Below are 17985 nucleotides of genomic sequence, written 5' to 3'. Positions count from 1 at the left end.
ATGCCACACGACCGGGCGAAAGTCACTCCAGTGGAAGCTCGCGGGCGAAGATCTCCTCAATGGTTGGCGCGAGGAAGGTAAAGCCGTGGTCGGTGAGCTCCTGAGGGTAGACGCGCTGGGAAGCGAGCACCGCCTCGCGCGCCATCTCCCCCGCAAGCCGGAGCGCCGGCGTCGGGACTGAAAGGAAGCCCGGCCGGTGGAAGTGGCGGGCGAGAGCCTCGTGCCAGTGCGCGTTACGGACCGGCTCGGGCCCGACCATGTTGACTGGCCCGGACACGTCGCGGGTAAGGAGGAAAAGGAGCGCGCGGACGTAGTCGTCGCGGGCGATGGCCGACATCCACGCCGAGCCATCCCCCAGCCGCGCGCCCATGCCCGCCCGGTACAGATGTTGCAGGATCCCGAGCATGCCGCCGTCCGCGCCCATGACCAGGCCTGTGCGCAACTGTACCGTCCGCACGCCCAGGTTTTCCGCCGCTGACGACGCCGCCTCCCAGGCCTCGCACAGCTCCGCGAGGAAACCCGACCCGGCCGCCGAGCTCTCCGTGAGGACCTCATCCCCGCGGTCCGGGCCGTAGTATCCGATCGCCGAACCGGCGAGGAAGACCTGCGGCCGGTGGGAGCCCATGGCACTCACCAGGGTCTCGACCGAACCCAGCCGCGATTCCCACAGCGCCCGCTTGTACGAATCGGTCCACGGGCGCGAGAGCAGTCCCGCACCGTTGAGGCAGATGATGCCGTAGGCACCGGCGAGGGCGGCGTCATCGATCGTGCCGGCCGCCGGGTCCCACGTAAACTGCGTGACGCCGGCTGGAGCTTGACGGCCCGGCGTGCGCAACAGTTGGCGCACCTCATACCCGCTCGCGACGGCGGCATCCACCAGGCGCGAACCGATGAAACCGGACGCGCCCGCGAGCACAAGGGCTCTTCTCATTGCATTGCCCTGAGCTTGCGGAAGGCCTCACGGCGCAGGTGGCGCTCGAGCCGGTCGATGAAAAGGTGGCCGTCGAGGTGGTCGATCTCGTGCTGGATGAGGCGCGCCCAGATCTCGCGGCCCTCCACCACCACTTTCTTCCCATCCAGGTCCGTGCCTTCCGCCCGGGCGTACATGGCACGCTTGGCGTGGAACCACAGGTCGGGGACGGAAAGGCAGCCCTCGTCACCGTCCTGGATCTCCTCGGACAGCTTCACGATCGTCGGGTTAAGGATGTACCCCAGCTCGCCCTCGATGTTCCAGGAGAAGGCGCGGAAGGACACGCCGATCTGGTTCGCGGCCAGGCCAGCGCGGCCGTCCTCGTTCACATTCTCCAGCAGGTCCTCCACCAGCTGCTTGATGCCAGGGGTGACCTCCCGGATCGGTTCGCACGGGGTGCGCAGGACGGGGTCGCCAACTACACGGATGTCTCGGTACGTCATGGACGTATTGTCTCACTTTCGCCAGGCGCGCGAGGGGACGGCTGGGTGGCAGCCGCCGGCGGCGTCGAGGGCGAGCACGAGGGCGAGCCGGGCGTCACTAAAGGCGGCACACGTGTTTTCTTATTCCACGCCTATTCCACGGCGGGGAAAGAAAGAACCCCGGTTTCTCACTTTTCGTTGAGATTCCGGGGTTTTGTATGGCTCCCGCGGTTGGACTCGAACCAACAACCCTTCGATTAACAGTCGAATGCTCTGCCATTGAGCTACGCGGGAAAGCAACGTGAATACTTTAACCACAACCACCTGCGAAAGTGAAATCCGAAAGGGCCGTTTTCGAGCATTGTGTGTTTCTGCACAAGCGCAGGCTAGGCGGGTGGGCCGGCGTCGTTGGCACGACGCCGGAGCGGCCGCGGCACGCCCAGGAATCGCGGGCGCTAGTCGATGCCGACGGCCTCGCGCAGCTCGGTGTCGAACACGTCGAGGGCGAGGCGGTCAGCCTCGGTGATGTCGGAGTCGACGATGATCTGAGTGAAAAGCGAGTCGTCCGGGTTGCGCCGCACCTGACCGCGTGCCACGGCGCCGCTCGGCAGCTCGGCGACCTGTGTGAAGACGATCGAGCGGTCGATGCGTTCGCGGATCATCATGATGGCGAGCCCGTCGGCCTCGCGCGGAATGAGGAAGGACAGGGGCGGCGTGCGGGGGTCGACGAAGGTGAGGGTGAGCGTGTTCGTGTCATCATCCCAAGTGCCGGTTTCGAAGTCCGACCACACGAAGGTGGCCCGCTCCCCCTCGGCCGGGATCACGCCGAGGTAGCCGTCCCAACCGCCGATCCACGTGCCCTCGACTTCCGGCTCGACGGGCGTGGCGGCTGCCGGCATGCCGTTCTCATCCGCTAGGTAGCGGGGTAGCTTAGAGCGGCCAAACATTCATGGCCTCCCACGCTGCCGCGCCGCCGCTGATGTTCTGCGCGGCGAAATACCCCATGACCGCGAGGACGATCCCGCCCACGATCGCGAGCGCAAAATAGCGCTTGCGGGCGCGCATGAGCGTGGCCATGTCCTCGTCACTGAGCCCGTATTTGTTCGTGGGCTCCTGGGTTTGGTCTTCGGATCGCTCGTCGTTCGACATCGGCTTCCTTCCGCTGGGGTTTGTGCCCAGCCTACTGGAGAGACGCCGCGGCTAGCGATTCGCCGTGAGCACCGCCTCTGCCTCCACGGCCGTGAGCGGCTCGGAGGTCACGGTGGTGAGCGCCTGGCCGGGAACCGGGTACCATCCCGGCGAGCCCGCCACGCGGATCAGCACCTCCCACCCCACGCGCACGCTCGGCGTATACGCGCCCGGCTGGGTGTAGGTGTAGGTGACGCCGCCGTCCGGGTACGTCCCGCCCGGGTCGGAGGTCACGAAGCTGGACTCATCGCCCGGCAGCCACTCATACGACGACGGCGTGAACGCCAGCTCCACCTGCGTGCCCAGCACGGTCACCGACGTCGTGTAGTGCGCCGCCGACGAGGCAAAGTAGACCGGCTTGTTGATGACCACCTGGCCCGACGCCGGCTGCAAGGACATAACGCCGCCATCGATAATCGTCTGCGCGTTGGCCTGAATGTAATAGCCCAGGTCAGCCACGGTCATCTGCGGGGCCGGCGCCGCCGCATCAGACTCCCCCGCCTCGCCCGGCTCCTTCGGCGTGCGATACAGGCAGTACTCCGCCAGCGGGCCCGACATCCGCCCCGACTCAAAGTACGACGCCCCCGTATTCGACCAGTATCCCTGGTCGCACATCTCGTCCACCGTTAGCGCCTGCAGCTTGCTCGTGTCAACGCCGGAGCCGTGCCCGACGCCGGTGGCCGGCACGCCCAACGACGACCCACCAGGCGGGTTGACAAACTCGACCCCGTAGCCCCAAGTAATGTCAACGGTGTTCCCGTTGGATTCGGCATTCCAGTTGCCCGATGAACCATTACCGCCCGAAACTGCCATGAGAACGGCCATGACAATTGCGGCCTTCACAGGTCAACCTTCCCGAAGAGCTCAGGCTTCAGTCGATCGAAATAACGTACGAGCAACTGACCATCGACGTTCTTTACACCAACAACCACTGTGTGTTGGCCAGGTTCTGTCTCTTCGAGTCCATCTGTGCCGTAGTACTTAACCAACCGCCGATCGATAAGCAGGTCGATACGGTAATCAAATTCTCCCTGAGCAGTGAAGCCAGCTTCACCAAGAATCTCGTAGGGGAAATCCATCCAGGCACCGGTCTCGTTGTCGGCTTTAGCGTCATTCACAACAGCCTGACAAAACTCGCACTCGGGAAGTGCGTACTTCTCCCACAGCTCTGTGTCGCCTGTTGCCTTCACATAGGGGTAGAGCTCAAGGTAAAACTTAGCGAGCTCATACGCGTTGTTGACATCGACGCCGGTCAACTCCGGCTCCGCCGGTGCCTCCATCGCCGGGCGCGGCGGGATCGTGTAGGTGCTAGAGGGCTCGGCGGTGGCAGTGCCAGTGGAGGTGCCAGTGGAAGTTGTTTCGGCCGGCGCCGTCTCCTTGGTGGTACACCCGGCCAGCCCGCTGGCCAGCACGGCGGCAGTCATAGCCATCGCAAAAATTCGCTTCTTCATGAAGCCAACTTATCCCCGGGGCCGACGGCCGTGCTTTCGTTATCCACAGGCAGACGTGGGTACCGGGCATACCCGGCTCGACGCCGCGCTTCGCCTTGCATGCCACGACAACGTCCGCCCGGCACACTGGTGCCCCCACCAGGACTTGAACCCGGGACCAAAGAATTATGAGTTCCCTGCTCTAACCATCTGAGCTATGGGGGCTTGCCCCGTAAGTGTACCAGCGGCCACCGCCAAAACGACATTTCCGCCGGTCACCCCGGCACCGGCGACTCCGACTATGCGGGCCCGAGCCTCCCCGCCTGCTCGGGAGCCGCCTGCCCGGGAACCGCATGACCCGGCGGCATCATCGAGCCGAAGGGGTTCGCCGCTCGATAGGCGCACACTTGGCACAGCTCGCCTTCCTCGGCCGGGTGGGCGGCCCCGCACCGGGCGCAGCGTGCGCTGGCTACTGCGGCGAGCCGGCGTTCGGGTTCGTCGAGCAGGTCGCCGAGCCGCATCGGGCCCTGCACCCACACGGCGTGCACCGGGCACAGGCTCACGCACTGCTGCTCACCCCGGCACAGTTCGGAGTGCTGCCACAGCTCGGATCCACCCGCGCGGTGGCGCAGTTCGAGGGCGCCCGTGGGGCACGCCTGCACGCACACGCCACACGCCGTGCATCCGGTCACCCCCAGCCGCACGCCGCCCAGCTGTGCCTGGAGTCCTTCTCCCCTGCCGATCTGCCCGCGTTCGGTGAGTAGCTCGATCGCGGCGAGTGTGCGCGTGGTGTCGTCTGCCTTGAGGGGGATCGGTTGGGCGTCGCGCAGGCCGAGGCCCAGCAGCACGCGCCGCGGCATCGCGATCTTCCCAAGGTGCAAAGGTTCGGGTCCGGGCCAGATCGCCCGCTTGACCTCTGCCTCGCCCACGAGCCCCGGTGTCAGCGACTGCCACCTCGCCACTTGCGCGCCCACGCCCGCCGGGTCGACCGGGCAGGGCAGTACGCTGACCTTCGCAATCCCCAGAGCCAGCAACTGGGCCGGCACTCCAATTGAGGAATCCTTCAGGCACCCGTCCCACACCACCAGCTGGCGGCCCCGCCCCAGCTTGGGCGCCACCGTGTGCTCGCACACCACCACGACCTCCTTGGGCAGGTCGTGGGCGTGCAGCCAACGCAGCAACGCGCCGACGTTGTCAGCCATCGGCACCCGTCAGCTCCTCCACGCCGGCCAGAGCGGCGCGGGTCAGGGCGACGACGCCGCGGTACGTCGCGGTCGTCGCCTGTGCCTCGAGCTCCTCGAGGAGCTCGGGAACAAACCTGTCGAGGTGCTCGCCGCGGAACCGACGAATTTCCGCGTCCTTCTCGCCATCGGCCGAGCCGATCACGAGGTGGGCGAGGAAGGCCAGTTCCACGGCCACGTGGTCACGCGGATAGCTCTCGGTCTTCTGCGAGGCATACCCCGCCGCACGGTACTGCTCGGCAAGCTCCTGCACGAGCGGCAGCGGGTCCTCGCCCGTGAACTCCGACTCCGCCATCCGCAAAGAACCCGACGGCCCAATCAGCGAGTTGAACTCGGCGTTGAGCACGTAGACGCTCTCGCCGGCCTGCCCTATCTCAGCCAGCGCCACTAGCGATTGCGGGTCGCGAAGTGGCCACGTCTGCGCCATCGCTGGGTCCGAAAACCGGCCCACCACGTCGTGATTCGGCGCCTCCACATAGAAGCGCGCTAACGAATACAAGGCTGTTGCGAGCTGCACCGAACGCATCTTGCGCTCTGGTAGCGAGTCCTGCCACGGCGTCGTCATCCTACCTCCTGATGTTACTGGCTCACTCTACAACGACGCCGTCCCCCGCGCCCACGCCGACCCGGACAATCGCCGAACGAGACGATAGGATCGGGGCATGGAGTTTTTCGGGATCTCTGGAGGGGAGTTCCTCATCATCCTCGTGGTGGCCGTGATCGTGCTCGGGCCCGAGGCGATCATCAGCGCCCTGCGCGGCCTGCGCAAAGCCATCGACGCGGCCAAGGGCTTCTCGGCGCGGGTGCGCGAGGAGACCTCGGCGAACCTAAAGTCGGCGGGGCTATCCGACCTTGACCTGTCCGCCTTCGACATGCGCGACCTCGACCCTCGCCAGATGATCCGCGAAGCCGTCCACGAAGAAATGCAAGCGTGGATGCAGCAAACCAACTCGCTCAATCAGAAAAAGAACTAAAGACCATTCGCTACACTGGTGTCCCTGGTCATCGGAAAGGAAGCTCTATGAAGCCGACCCACATCCTCATCCTCGTCATCGTCTTGCTCATCATTTTCGGAACCGCGAAGCTGCCTGACATCGCGCGCTCGCTCGGCCAGTCGGCCAAGGTGATGAAGAAGGAACTGCGCGAGCTGCAAGACGACGAGCCGAAGCAGATCCCGCCGCAGGGCCAGCCCTACCAGCAGCCCTACCAGGGCCAGCAACCGTATCAGGGCCAGCAGTACCAGCAGCCCGGCCAGCCGCCCTACCCCCAGCCTGGTCAGGCACCGCAGCCCGGCCAGGCACCGCAGCAGGACGGTTACGCGCCCGGCGAGCAGATCCCCGGCCAGGCGCTACCCCAGCAGCCCTACCCGCAGAACCCGCCCTTCCCCACGGGCCTTGAGGGCCAGGCGGATAGCCAGCAAAATCAGTGAGCGCCCGTAGACGCAAGAATCCCGAAGGGATCATGCCGATCCGCGAACACCTGCGCGAGCTGCGCAAACGGCTCATGTGGGCACTGCTCGGCATCGGGATCGGTTCGATTGCCGGCTGGTACCTGTACGGGCCGGTCATGGACTACATCACGGCGCCGCTCGCCGAAATCACGAAGCAGCAGGCCCTGCTCAACTTCGACACGATCGGCGCGGCCTTTGACCTGAAGCTGAAGGTGTCGATCTGGATTGGCACGATCATCACGAGCCCGTGGTGGGTCTACCAGATCTTCGCCTTCATTTCCCCCGGCCTCAAGCGCCGCGAGAAGATCCACGTGCTCGCCTTCGGGTTCGCGGGCGTCATCCTGTTCGCCGCGGGCGTCGTCTCCGGCATGCGGATGGCGCCCCTTGCGGTGGATATCCTCACCAGCTTCAACCCCGAAAACTCCGCCAGTCTGCTCCGGGCCACCACGTACGTGACGTTCTACATGCGTCTGGTCATGGCCTTCGGCCTGTCCTTCCTGGCACCGGAGGTGCTGGTGGCGCTCAACTTTCTTGGAATCCTCGGGTGGAAGCCGATGCTACGGCACTGGCGCTGGGCCGTGGTGCTCTGCTTTGTCTTCGCCGCGATCGCCAACCCGCTACCCTCCCCCTGGCCGATGACAATCCAGGCGTTCGTGCTCATCGGGCTCTACCTCCTGGCCGTCCTCGTCTCCTTTATCCATGACAAGCACCGCGAGAAGAAAACGAAAGAAAGGATCAGTCATGACTGATGAAGCAACCAAGATGGCGATCATGGGCAAGTGGCTCGACGCCGTCGCCACCGAGGTCGACGCCGACCCCGCCCTCATCAACACCCACCGCGACGAGCTGCTCGACCTGGTGAGCACGATCGCGCACGGCCCCTCCCGCCCCGGCGCGCCGATGACCCTGTTCCTGCTCGGCATGCGTGCCGGCCAGGGCGCCGACGTCAGCGAGCTTGTGGCCAAGGTCGAGGCCCTCGCCAAGAACTACGAGGAGCGCTAACCGCCTAGGTGTCGGTTTCGTCGAAGGCCCGCCTCTGATTCTCCAGTTCGATCAGGCGCGCGAACAGCACGTCCTGATCGGGGGAATCGGGGGCGGTTCTGCGCATCTGGCCGCGCACCTCCGCGATCTGCCGCGTAATGCCCTGCCGGATGAGCGACATCATGATCCCTCGCACGTACGGCCACTGATCCCCCGCCTCGGGTAGCGGTTCCACGGACAGCTGGGTGACCGCCTGGGCGACGACGCCGTCCGCGTGCTCCATCACCTGGTCCACGTACCACGCGGCCGCCCGCTCCTCGGGTGCCGCATCGCCCTGCTTGCGTAGCTGGGCTAGGCGTTCGTCGTAGATAAAGACGCCGCCTGCCGCCCGGATCGCGTCGTGAACCGCCTGGTGGGTGGGGACGGTGAAAGTGCGCGCGGGGAGCTCCTGGGCGTTGGCTGCGCGGGCGAGCCCGGGCAGTTGCAGCATGACCTCGAGGGCCTGGCGCTCGATCCGCTCGAGCGGGTCGCGGATCCGGTGGCGCGGGGGGAGCGCGCTCGGCATCGGCGGGAGCACCTCCTCGTATTCGGGCACCGGCGCATGCGGCGCAGAACGCACACCCTGAGCTACGATCCGCTCGTCCATCCCCAGGTAGCCGGCGAGCTCCCGCACGTACTCCGCACGCAACACCCTGTCCCGGATCGAGGCGACCACGGGCGCGGTAGTGCGCAGTCCGGCCGTGCGGCCCTCGGCGGTATTGAGCGGCAGGCCGGCAAGTAGCGAGCGCAACACGAAGGCGAAGAGCGGCTCGCGCGCGTCGATCATGGACCGCAGGGCTTCGTCCCCGTAGGCAAGGCGGTAATCGCACGGGTCGAGCCCGTTCGGGGAGACGGCCACGAAGGTTTGCGCACCGAAGCTCTGGTCTTCGTGGAAGGCGCGTAGCGCCGCTTTCTGGCCCGCCTCGTCGCCGTCGAAGGTGAAGATGACCTCCCCACCGAACGCCCGGCCCGAGGACAGGATGACGCCCGCGGCCGGATTCGCCGAGTCCCCCAGCAACCGGCGCACGATCTTCACGTGCTCCTCGCCAAAGGCCGTGCCGCAGGTGGCCACAGCGTGCGGAACGCCGGCGAGGTGGGCGGCCATGACGTCCGTATACCCCTCGACCACCACGATCCGCCGGTCCTTCGCAACGTCCTTCTTCGCCAGGTCCAGCCCGTAGAGCACCTGGGACTTCTTGTAGATCATCGTTTCGGGGGTGTTGAGGTACTTGGGCCCCTCCTCGTCCCCCAGCTTGCGGGCGCCGAACCCGATTGGCTCGCCCGTGATCGAGTGGATCGGCCACATCACCCGGTTGCGGAAGCGGTCGTAGTGCCCGCGGCTTCCAGCCGTGACCAGTCCCGACGCCGCGATCTCCTTTTCCGTAAAGCCCTTGCGACGCAGCTCGGACAGCATCGCGTCCCACGAATTGGGCGAGTAGCCCACGCGGAAGTACGCGATCGCCTCCGCGTCAAAGCCGCGCCCCTCGAGCAGCTCGCGCGCCTGCGCGCCCTCGGGCGTGTGGAGCTGCTTGACATAGAAGTCCTCGGCCACGCGGTGGGCGTCGATGAGCCGGGCCCGCGTCACGTCGCGCGGACCGCGCTGAACCGGTGCGCCCTCCTCATATTGCAGGGCCACCCCAAACTTCTCCGCGAGGTGCTCGACAGCCTCCACAAACGAAATGTGTTCGATCTTCTCGATGAACGAGAACGCGTCCCCGCCCTCGCCGCACCCGAAGCAGTGCCAACGGCCCACGTGCGGGCGCACGTTAAACGAGGGCGTCTTTTCGTCATGGAACGGGCACAGGCCCTTCATCGAGCCCACCCCGGCGCTCTTGAGCGTCACATACTGGCCGACCACGTCCTCGATGCGCGCGCGATAGCGCACCTCATCGATACTCTCCCGTTTGATCAGCCCAGCCACGCCCCCATCTTAGCGGCAAGCGACCGCCCCTGCGCGCCCGAGTGCCCCGGCTCGCGGGTTTCGCCCCCGCGAGCGCGCCCGGTGGATAACTAATTCCTCAGCATCCCGCAGAACCGGGCGTGCCACAGGCGGGCCGACTGGTCGGTGAGGGAGGCAATCTGGTCGATGACCACCCGCAGCTTCGCGTCCTCCCCCGCCGCCTCGCACCACTGGTCGAGGAACTGCCGCTCGAGGCGTTCCTGCGGATTTTCCGTGATCGCGTCCACGAGGTCCATGAGCAAGGTGCGCTGCTCGTAGTAGACCGGTTCGAACTCGCGCGGGGCCATGACGTAGTGGACGGCCAGGCCCTTGAGGAACGTGATCTCGGCCAGGGTCTCGCGCGGCACGGTGAGGCCCGCAGCGTGGCGGTAGATCGGCTCCCCGCCGCTCGCCTCCAGGCTCACGCTACACACAGCCGACACGAAGCGCCCGATCAAATCCGAGGTAAGATCCTTGAGGCGGGCCAGGTCGCGTAGCGTGCCCTCGTAGCTCGCGGGCCAGGATTTCATGGCAAACAAGCGTTGGGAGGCGGCCACCAGCTCGTCAGCCGAAATCGCCGTGCCGTACCACAGGGTGGTTGCGGCGACGACGTCGTCGACCTGCCGCGTCCGGTCCGCCTGCAACGCCGAAGGGTCGAGCTTACCGCGCACGATCGCATCCTCGATGTCGTGGACGGAGTAGGCGATGTCGTCGGACAGGTCCATCATCTGCGCCTCGGCACACCGGCCCTCCTCGCCCCCGCGCACCCACGCGAACACGGGCTCGTCGTCGGCGTAGTAGCCGAACTTGGGGCTCAGGCTCCCAGCGGGCCCGCCGAAGAGCGGCCAGGGGTACTTGATCGTGGCGTCGATCGTGGCGCGCGTGAGGTTAAGGCCGGCCGGGCGGTCGTCGTCGTGAAAACGCTTCGGCTCGAGCCGCGTAATGACGCGCAAGGTCTGGGCGTTGCCCTCGAAACCGCCGATGCCGGCGCAGATGTCGTTGAGCGTGTGCTCGCCGTTGTGGCCGAAGGGCGGGTGGCCGATGTCGTGGCACAGGCAGGCGGCCTCCACCAGGTCCTGGTCCGCGCCGAGGTTCTTCGCCAGGCTCCGCCCCACCTGGGCCACCTCGAGAGAATGGGTGAGGCGGGTGCGGATGAAGTCGTCCGACTCAGGGCCGAGCACCTGGGTCTTCGCACCCAGCCGCCGCAGCGCCGAGGAATGCAGCACCCGGGCCCGATCGCGCTCGAAGTCGGTGCGGGACGGATTCTTCGAGGGTTCGTGCGCCCAGCGCTGGGTATCGATAGAAGAATAACTCACGCCCTCACCTTACCCGCTGTGGCACAATGGAACACGTGATTGCATCCAACCAGGGTTCTCCAACGGCCTCGCCGCTGTACCGCGCGCCGCGCGTTCCCGGCCCCTGGGCGCGACATCACCTGTGGTACCAGGCCACCCCTCAGGAAGTCCACACCACCAACGTCGCCCTCGGGCTCATCTCCGAATGCGCGCGCTTCGGCATGAACGTCATGTCCCTGCCCGCCCTGATTGCCGACGCCGAACCGGACTACATCGAGAAGGTCACCCGCGCAGCCTCGCGGCGGGGTGTCCGCCTCTTGCCGCACGTCGGCGCCGACGTCGTCGCCCGCGCCCCCGCACTCGCCGCGGAACGCTATGCCATCCTTAACCAATGGTTCGACCACGGCGCCTACGGCGTAGAACTCGGCACGATCGACCTCACCGACCCCGAAGAGCTCACCGACTCCGGCGCGCACATCCACGCCGGCTGGGACACCCGCGAACTCCTCGCCTACGTCGAATCCCACCAGGACGCGATCGTGTCCGCCAACGTGCGCTCCACCTCCTTTGCCGAGGCCAGCACCCACGCCCTCGAAGACTTCTTCGACGTGGTGCGCTTCCAGATCGCCACCCCACACGCCTTCACCCCGGACACCTTCCCCGGCGAGGTCGCCAACATCCTGCAATTCTTCGAAATCGCCGGCGCGATCCCCTCCTGGAACTGCTCCTTCGACGCGCTCGAAAACCGCGCCGGAAACCTGAGCGAGGGCGCGATCCTCCTCGCCTCGTGCTTCTTCCCCGGCTTCCTCCACTTCGAGCAGAACATCCCGGGCCGCTCGCCGTCAGTGCGCCACGCGCTGCGCCTGCGCAACTCGCTCTCGCTCCATCACTCCTCGATCCTCATCTCCACCGACAAGGCGGCCGACGGCTTCATCTGGCTCGCCACCGACAAGGTGAGCATGCTACTCAACTTCGGCCCCTACCCCTACCTGGTGCCCAACGACGGCCGAGTGCTCGTCTCCTCCCTCATCGAACTCCCCGAGGAGGGCACCAACCTTGTGATCCCACCCGGGGAAGCCGCCTGGCTGCGGCGCTAGGGTTGCCCCCGAATTGAGCGCTGCCCCCGAATTGAGCGCGGGCCTCACAGCGGGCGTCAGCCGCCCGAGATCCCGAGCTCGGCCTCGTGCAGGCGCGCCTTCTGCTCGGCGGTAAGCTCGTGGGAGTCGAGCCAGAATTCGGGCAGGTGTGGCTGCTTTTCCCCGCCGGCCCGGCCGCGCGGCCCGCTGGCCGCCTCCGGGTAAGGCTGGTCAAGGTCGAGCTGGCCGAGGCGGGCGCGCAGGTCCTCCAGCGTCTCCACCAGCCCCAGGTCGCGCCGCAGCTGCCCGCCCACGGCGAAGCCGCGCATATACCAGCCCACGTGCTTGCGCATCTCGCGCATCGCCCGGCGATCATCCCCAAAGTGTTCCACCGCGAGCTCGGCGTGGCGCATGATGATCTCGCACACACGAGCCAGGTTCGGCCGCATACGCCGATCCGAGCCATGCATAGCGGCCACGAGGTCGTAGAACAGCCAGGGCCGGCCCTGGCATCCGCGCCCCACCACGGCTCCGACCGCTCCCGTTAGCTCCATCATCGCTGCCGCATCCTCGGCCTCAAACACGTCGCCGTTGCCGAAGACCGGCAGGGACGATTCGCGCACCAGATCGCCAATGACCTCCCAACGGGCCGTACCAGCATAGTGCTGGGCGGTGGTGCGGGCATGCAGGGTGAGGGCCGCGATCCCGGCATCCTCGCAGATCCGGGCCACGTCGCGGAAGGTCTCGTGGTCGTCGTCGATACCGATACGGAACTTGGCCGTGACCGGCACGCGCCCGCCCGAGGCCTCGTCGGCCGCGCGCACGGCCTCGCTCACGATCGCCTCGAACAGGTCGTGCTTCCACGGCAGCGCAGAGCCGCCGCCCTTGCGGGTCACCTTGGGCACAGGACAGCCGAAGTTGAGGTCGATGTGGTCGGCGTACCCGTTCCCGACCACCAGCCGCACCGACTCCCCCACCGCCGCTGGGCCCACGCCGTAAATCTGGATTGAGCGCACCGGGTCGCCCATGTCGGGCTGGATCATCCGCATCGTCTCTGGCGTGCGCTCCACCAGCGCCCGCGACGTGATCATCTCGCACACGTACAGCCCCGCCGGCGCAAACGTTCCCTCCGCGTGATCAGGATTCACGACGCCGTCCGGCCCGGCCGCGCCCGAATCGCCGGCGACGTCGGCCAGGGCCTGCTCGCCAAACTGCCGGCACAGCTGGCGGAAGGGCGGGTTGGTCACGCCCGCCATCGGGGCGAGCATGAGCGGGGTGCCGAGCCCGAGGGAGCCGATGCGCACGGCAGGGACGCCGCGCTGCGGCGTCGTGAGGCGAGCGGACGCGGACGGGAAGCTCATGCGTCCGCCTTCCGCGAGGGCGCAATGGGCGCAAGCAGGGTGGCGATCGCCGTGGTCATCGGGATGGCGAGCACCAGGCCGATCGAGGCAACGAGCGTACGGACGATCTCCTCAGCGATCTGGCCCACCGTGAACAGGTCGAGCACCCCGCGGTTGACCAGCGCCGCGCTCATGAGGAGCGGCAGCGAGGTGCCCACGTAGGCGAAGGCGAGGGTGTAGACAGTGGAGGCAATGTGGTCGCGGCCGATCACCATCGCCTGGCTGAACACCTTCGCACGGCTCGCCGCCGCGTTCGCCGCCTGCAACTCCCACACGGTGGAGACCTGCGTGATCGTCACGTCGTTAAGCGCGCCCAGGCCAGCCAGGATGATCCCGCACAGGAGGATGTCGCTCATGTTGAGGTAGGTCAGCTGCCCGGCCAGCGAAATCGCGTCGTCCGACAGCGTGCCCGTGAGGTTATTCGCCCGCACCGACACCGCCGCCAGAACACCCGTAATGAGCAGGCCGGCAAAGGTGCCAAGCACCGCCGTCGTGGTACGGATCGAGACACCGTGGGCGAAGTAAATGGAGGCGAACATCATCGCCGATGCCCCCACCACGATGACGGCCAGCGGGGCAGTACCCACCATGAGAGCCGGCAACATGAAGGTGCCCACCACCGCGAGCGAGGCGGTCAGGCCTAACAGCGCCGCGAGCCCCTTCCAGCGGGCCACCGCCACCACGACGATGACGTAAAGCGCCACCAGCGCCGACAACGGCACGTCGCGCACGAAGTCCACAAAGATATAGGGAGAGCCAAACTCCACCGCGCCGGGATTGAACAGGGCCTTAATCTTATCGCCCACGTCCAGCCCGTTGCCCACCACCTCGAACGGCACGTGGACCGGCACCTCCACCCCGTCCACCACCATCGTGACCGGGTACTGGCCCACCTCGTCCATTGCGCCGATCGACGTGACCGTGCCGATCGCAGTCGACGAACCGGAATAGTTGAGCTCCACCGAACCCACCGGGGTCTCACCCCGCGGCCACAACCACACCAGGCCAACGAGGGTGGCCACCGCGAGCGGCACCACGATCGCCGCAAGGATCAGCCGTACCTTCCGGCGCTGCTGCGGGCCCATGGAAAGGTGGGCCGCGTGCGAGTGCACGTGGCCCACCCCGTCGTGAGAGCTACCCACTAACAGCCCGCCAGCTTCTCAGACAGGAAGGACTTGACCTCATCCATTGGGATGCGGACCTGCTCCATCGTGTCGCGGTCGCGGATCGTCACCGCCTTGTCATCCAGGGAGTCGAAGTCGATCGTCACGCAGTACGGCGTGCCGATCTCGTCCTGGCGGCGGTAGCGGCGGCCCACGGCCCCGGCGTCGTCGTACTCGATGTTCCAGTACTTGCGCAGGTCAGCCGCGAGGTCTTTCGCCACCGACGTCAGCTCCTCCTTACGCGAGAGCGGAAGCACGGCCACCTTGACGGGGGCCAGGCGCGGGTCGAGCTTGAGTACAACGCGCTTATCCACGCCGCCCTTCGTGTTGGGCGCCTCGTCCTCCGCGTAGGCCTCCACGAGGAAGGCCATAAGCGAGCGGGTCAAGCCCGCCGACGGCTCGATGACGTACGGCGTGTAGCGCTCGCCGGACTGCTGGTCGAAGTACTCCAGTTTCTTGCCCGAGGCCTCCGAGTGGGCCGAGAGGTCGAAGTCCGTACGGTTCGCAATCCCCTCGAGCTCGCCGAACTCGGAGTTCGGGAAGCCGAAGCGGTACTCGATGTCCACCGTCCGCTTGGAGTAATGCGAGAGTTTCTCCTGCGGGTGCTCGTAGAGGCGCAGGTTGTCCGGATCAATGCCGAGGTCGGTGTAGAAGGCCAGGCGCTCATCAATCCACGCCTGGTGCCATTCCTCGTCCTCGCCCGGCTTGACGAAGAACTCGATCTCCATCTGCTCGAACTCGCGGGTGCGGAAGATGAAGTTGCCCGGCGTGATCTCGTTGCGGAAGGACTTGCCCGTCTGGGCGATGCCGAACGGGGGCTTCACGCGCGCCGACGTCATGACGTTGGCGAAATTAACAAAAATGCCCTGGGCGGTCTCCGGGCGCAGGTAGTGCAACCCCGCCTCGTCGTCGACCGGCCCGAGGAAGGTCTTGAGCATGCCGGAAAACGCGCGCGGTTCAGTCCACTTGCCGCGGTTGCCACAGTTGGGGCAGGCCACGTCCGCCATCGTCACGTCCGCCTCGTCCACGCCGTTCTTGGCGGCGTACTGCTCGATGAGCTCGTCCTCACGCAGGCGCTTGTGGCACTCGAGGCACTCCACCAGCGGGTCCGAGAACGTGTCCACGTGCCCGGACGCGTGCCAGACCTGGCGCGGCAGAATGATGGAGGAATCCAGGCCGACGACGTCGGCGCGCCCCTGCACGTTCCGCTTCCACCACTGGCGCTTGATGTTTTCCTTGAGCTCGACGCCGAGCGGCCCGTAATCCCACGCGGAGCGCGTGCCGCCATAGATTTCACCCGAGGGGAAGACGAAGCCGCGCCGCTTGGCGAGGGAAATTGCTTGATCGAGACGCGAAGGTGCCTGCTTGGCCACTGTTTCGCTCCTTTCTTTGCCGCACCTGGATGGTGCGGAATACCACCCCGCAGCTGGCTGCTGCGGGTCACCGGAAACCCGGTGGCCAGACGAAGGTCCACTTTTATTCTATGGTGAACGCCCCCTTTCCACGGCCTCGCCCCATGTGGAAGGCATCACCGGAGATTGACTGTCATTCTCAAATACTCCGATAATAGTTCCCATGAAGATGTTAAAAACTGCTTCAGTGTTCTTCGCCAGCGCCCTCGCGCTGAGTGCCTGTTCCTCCGCGCCCGATGCCGGCAGCACCGATAGCGCCGACTCCTCGGCCCTCAAGGTCACCACCTCCTTCTACCCGCTGACCTACCTGGCCGAGCGCATCGGCGGCGAGCACGTAGCTGTCACCGACCTCACCCCGCCCGGGGCCGACGCCCACGGCGTCGAGCTGTCCCCCAAGGAGGTCTCCGAGCTGTCGGACGCCGACCTCGTGCTCTACATCGCCAAGCTCTCCCCCGCCATCGACGACGCGATCGATGCCTCCGACGTCTCGGCCGTCAACATCGGCGATTCGGTCAACCTCCTGCCCTTCGCCGAGCTCGGCACCGACCCGCACGAGGGCCACGATCACGACGCCGAGGCCGAAGATCACGATCACGACCATGACCACGACGCCGAGGCCGAAGGTCACGATCACGACCATGACCACGAGGACGGCGACGGCCACGACCACGGCACGCACGATCCGCACTTCTGGACCGATCCGGCCCGCATGATGCTCGCCGCGGACACGATCGCCCAGCAGCTCATCAACCTGGACGAGGCGAACAAGGCCACCTACGAGGCGAACGCCGAGGCCGTCAAGGCCGACCTGCAGGGCCTGTTGGACGAGCTCGAGGGGATCGACGCTACGCAGTGCCGCACGGATTCCTTCCTCGTGTCGCACAAGGCCTTCTCTTACCTCGCGCTTGAGGCCGGGCTCAACCAGATCGGCATCGCCGGTTTCGACCCGGAGATTGAGCCCTCGCCGGCCCGCATCCGCGAGATCCAGGAGCTCGTGACCGAGCACCAGATTGACACGGTCTTCGCCACCTCGGATGGCGAGACGAAGACCGCGAAGGCGATCGGCGATGACCTCAACCTCACGGCCGACGTCCTCGACCCGGCCGCCACCCAGCGTGACCCGAACATGGATTACCTCGACGTGATGAAGCACGACATCGAACTGCTGCGCACGTCCATGGGGTGCTAATGACGCTCGCAGTTACTGCGAGTGGCCTGCACGTCCAGCTCGGATCGGCCCACATCCTGTTAGGGATCGACTTCGAGCTGGCCCAGGGCCGCACCCTCGCCGTGCTTGGTGCGAATGGCTCCGGCAAGTCCACGCTTGTGCGTGCGCTTGTCGGGGCCATCCCCACGTCTGCGGGCACGATCACGCTGTTCGGCACGGACCTCACCGCGCGCCGCAAGGTGGACTGGGCCCGCATCGGATTTGCTCCCCAGCGCACGACGGCGACCTCCGGCGTTCCCGCTACCGCGCTCGAGACCGTCATGGGCGGCCTTGTGTACGGCAATCTCCTGCGCCCCCGGCGCGGCGGACGGGAAGCCGCGATGGCCGCGCTCGAAACAGTCGGGCTGGCCGATCGCGCGAACGAGTCTGTGCAGACCTTCTCCGGCGGCCAACAGCAGCGCATCCTCACCGCCCGCGCCCTCGTCCGCGACCCGGACCTGCTCATCCTCGACGAGCCCTTTGCCGGCGTCGACAGCTCTTCGCGCGAAACCATCCTCGCCACGCTCGCGGCTGAGAAGGCCAAGGGCAAGACGATCATCCTCGTCTTGCACGAGGTCCACGAATACCGCGAGCTGGTGGACGAGGCGCTCATCCTCGACGCCGGCCGTGTACTCGAGCACACCACCGACATCGCTGACCTCCACGGCTCTGGCCACCACGCCCTGCCCGGGCACGACCACGTCCACGAGCACGGCGACAACGCCCCGCACTACCGATCCCCCTGGCTTGGAGGCCCTCTGTGATTGTCGAC

20 protein-coding genes and 2 tRNA genes are annotated in these 17985 nt (G+C 66.5%); 7 read left to right on the top strand and 15 right to left on the bottom strand.

Annotation, left to right across the window (positions count from 1 at the left end):
* Positions 1-22: 22 nt before the first annotated feature.
* The 10 genes from HMPREF3174_RS07335 to HMPREF3174_RS07290 form a co-directional block, all read right to left on the bottom strand.
* Positions 23-931 carry a TIGR01777 family oxidoreductase gene (locus HMPREF3174_RS07335; RefSeq protein ID WP_068538374.1) on the bottom strand — a complete coding sequence of 303 codons (909 nt, stop codon included), beginning with the start codon at positions 929-931 and terminating at the stop codon, positions 23-25.
* On the bottom strand, positions 928-1413 hold the full coding sequence (gene def, locus HMPREF3174_RS07330) for a peptide deformylase (protein WP_070448302.1): 486 nt from the start codon (positions 1411-1413) through the stop codon (positions 928-930). The genes HMPREF3174_RS07335 and def overlap by 4 nt, the downstream gene beginning before the upstream one ends.
* A 198-nt stretch (positions 1414-1611) precedes the next feature.
* Positions 1612-1686: transfer RNA gene (locus HMPREF3174_RS07325), tRNA-Asn, on the bottom strand.
* 161 nt (positions 1687-1847) lie between these two features.
* The gene (locus HMPREF3174_RS07320; protein ID WP_148132196.1) at positions 1848-2339 is read right to left on the bottom strand and encodes a hypothetical protein; all 492 of its coding nucleotides are present in this window, start codon (positions 2337-2339) and stop codon (positions 1848-1850) included.
* The gene (locus tag HMPREF3174_RS07315) at positions 2323-2541 is read right to left on the bottom strand and encodes a hypothetical protein (RefSeq protein ID WP_062612231.1); all 219 of its coding nucleotides are present in this window, start codon (positions 2539-2541) and stop codon (positions 2323-2325) included. Before HMPREF3174_RS07315 ends, HMPREF3174_RS07320 begins: the two co-directional genes overlap by 17 nt.
* Positions 2542-2592: 51 nt before the next feature.
* Entirely contained in the window at positions 2593-3423 is an 831-nt protein-coding gene (locus HMPREF3174_RS07310; RefSeq protein ID WP_070448301.1) for a hypothetical protein, read from the bottom strand.
* Positions 3420-4031 (bottom strand): DUF6318 family protein, encoded by a 612-nt coding sequence (locus tag HMPREF3174_RS07305; RefSeq protein ID WP_143601933.1) that lies wholly within the window; start codon positions 4029-4031, stop codon positions 3420-3422. The genes HMPREF3174_RS07310 and HMPREF3174_RS07305 overlap by 4 nt, the downstream gene beginning before the upstream one ends.
* Positions 4032-4158: 127 nt before the next feature.
* Positions 4159-4235 (bottom strand) — tRNA-Ile (locus tag HMPREF3174_RS07300).
* 74 nt (positions 4236-4309) lie between these two features.
* Complete coding sequence (locus HMPREF3174_RS07295; protein WP_143601935.1) at positions 4310-5212, bottom strand: 4Fe-4S dicluster domain-containing protein; 903 nt, start codon at positions 5210-5212, stop codon at positions 4310-4312.
* A complete protein-coding gene (locus HMPREF3174_RS07290) occupies positions 5205-5816 on the bottom strand; it encodes a TorD/DmsD family molecular chaperone (RefSeq protein WP_070448300.1) in 612 nt (203 codons plus the stop codon). Before HMPREF3174_RS07290 ends, HMPREF3174_RS07295 begins: the two co-directional genes overlap by 8 nt.
* A gap of 97 nt (positions 5817-5913) precedes the next feature.
* Between HMPREF3174_RS07290 and HMPREF3174_RS07285 the strand changes: the two genes are divergently transcribed.
* Genes HMPREF3174_RS07285 through HMPREF3174_RS07270 form a run of 4 tightly spaced genes read left to right on the top strand, consistent with a single transcriptional unit; the run spans position 5914 to position 7703 of the window.
* The gene (locus HMPREF3174_RS07285) at positions 5914-6225 is read left to right on the top strand and encodes a twin-arginine translocase TatA/TatE family subunit (RefSeq protein ID WP_070448299.1); all 312 of its coding nucleotides are present in this window, start codon (positions 5914-5916) and stop codon (positions 6223-6225) included.
* A gap of 47 nt (positions 6226-6272) precedes the next feature.
* A complete protein-coding gene (gene tatA / locus HMPREF3174_RS09670; protein WP_068538380.1) occupies positions 6273-6680 on the top strand; it encodes a Sec-independent protein translocase subunit TatA in 408 nt (135 codons plus the stop codon).
* Between the two features lie 32 nt (positions 6681-6712).
* On the top strand, positions 6713-7450 hold the full coding sequence (gene tatC / locus HMPREF3174_RS07275) for a twin-arginine translocase subunit TatC (RefSeq protein WP_062612223.1): 738 nt from the start codon (positions 6713-6715) through the stop codon (positions 7448-7450).
* Positions 7443-7703, top strand: coding sequence for a DUF6457 domain-containing protein (locus HMPREF3174_RS07270; RefSeq protein ID WP_062612221.1), 261 nt, complete (start codon positions 7443-7445; stop codon positions 7701-7703). Before tatC ends, HMPREF3174_RS07270 begins: the two co-directional genes overlap by 8 nt.
* 4 nt (positions 7704-7707) lie before the next feature.
* Here HMPREF3174_RS07270 and dnaG read toward each other — a convergent pair whose 3' ends face one another.
* Positions 7708-9642 carry a DNA primase gene (gene dnaG / locus HMPREF3174_RS07265; RefSeq protein ID WP_070448298.1) on the bottom strand — a complete coding sequence of 645 codons (1935 nt, stop codon included), beginning with the start codon at positions 9640-9642 and terminating at the stop codon, positions 7708-7710.
* An 89-nt stretch (positions 9643-9731) separates the two neighbouring features.
* Entirely contained in the window at positions 9732-10976 is a 1245-nt protein-coding gene (locus HMPREF3174_RS07260; RefSeq protein ID WP_070448297.1) for a deoxyguanosinetriphosphate triphosphohydrolase, read from the bottom strand.
* A 35-nt stretch (positions 10977-11011) separates the two neighbouring features.
* Here HMPREF3174_RS07260 and HMPREF3174_RS07255 point away from each other — a divergent pair, with 35 nt between their 5' ends.
* Positions 11012-12052 (top strand): hypothetical protein, encoded by a 1041-nt coding sequence (locus HMPREF3174_RS07255; RefSeq protein ID WP_148132195.1) that lies wholly within the window; start codon positions 11012-11014, stop codon positions 12050-12052.
* Positions 12053-12108: 56 nt separating this feature from the next.
* On the opposite strand, the gene dusB is transcribed toward HMPREF3174_RS07255, so the two are convergent.
* From dusB to HMPREF3174_RS07240, 3 genes are read right to left on the bottom strand one after another with little or no spacing between them, the layout of a single operon-like run.
* Entirely contained in the window at positions 12109-13392 is a 1284-nt protein-coding gene (dusB, locus tag HMPREF3174_RS07250; RefSeq protein WP_168160572.1) for a tRNA dihydrouridine synthase DusB, read from the bottom strand.
* Complete coding sequence (locus tag HMPREF3174_RS07245) at positions 13389-14573, bottom strand: YibE/F family protein (protein WP_236698625.1); 1185 nt, start codon at positions 14571-14573, stop codon at positions 13389-13391. The genes dusB and HMPREF3174_RS07245 overlap by 4 nt, the downstream gene beginning before the upstream one ends.
* Positions 14573-15967: a glycine--tRNA ligase gene (locus tag HMPREF3174_RS07240; protein WP_068538384.1), complete on the bottom strand. Its 1395-nt coding sequence runs from the start codon at positions 15965-15967 to the stop codon at positions 14573-14575. Before HMPREF3174_RS07240 ends, HMPREF3174_RS07245 begins: the two co-directional genes overlap by 1 nt.
* 202 nt (positions 15968-16169) lie before the next feature.
* Between HMPREF3174_RS07240 and HMPREF3174_RS07235 the strand changes: the two genes are divergently transcribed.
* Together HMPREF3174_RS07235 and HMPREF3174_RS07230 are read left to right on the top strand one after the other, a co-directional pair.
* A complete protein-coding gene (locus HMPREF3174_RS07235; protein WP_083297715.1) occupies positions 16170-17195 on the top strand; it encodes a metal ABC transporter substrate-binding protein in 1026 nt (341 codons plus the stop codon).
* Positions 17195-17977 (top strand): metal ABC transporter ATP-binding protein, encoded by a 783-nt coding sequence (locus HMPREF3174_RS07230; protein WP_070448295.1) that lies wholly within the window; start codon positions 17195-17197, stop codon positions 17975-17977. The genes HMPREF3174_RS07235 and HMPREF3174_RS07230 overlap by 1 nt, the downstream gene beginning before the upstream one ends.
* Positions 17978-17985: the final 8 nt, after the last annotated feature.

This window comes from Trueperella sp. HMSC08H06 (genome assembly GCF_001808465.1).
GTDB classification, from domain to species: domain Bacteria; phylum Actinomycetota; class Actinomycetes; order Actinomycetales; family Actinomycetaceae; genus Trueperella; species Trueperella bernardiae.
The sequence above is the reverse complement of the archived record's forward strand: the minus strand, read 5'-3'. Positions and strand labels throughout refer to the sequence as shown.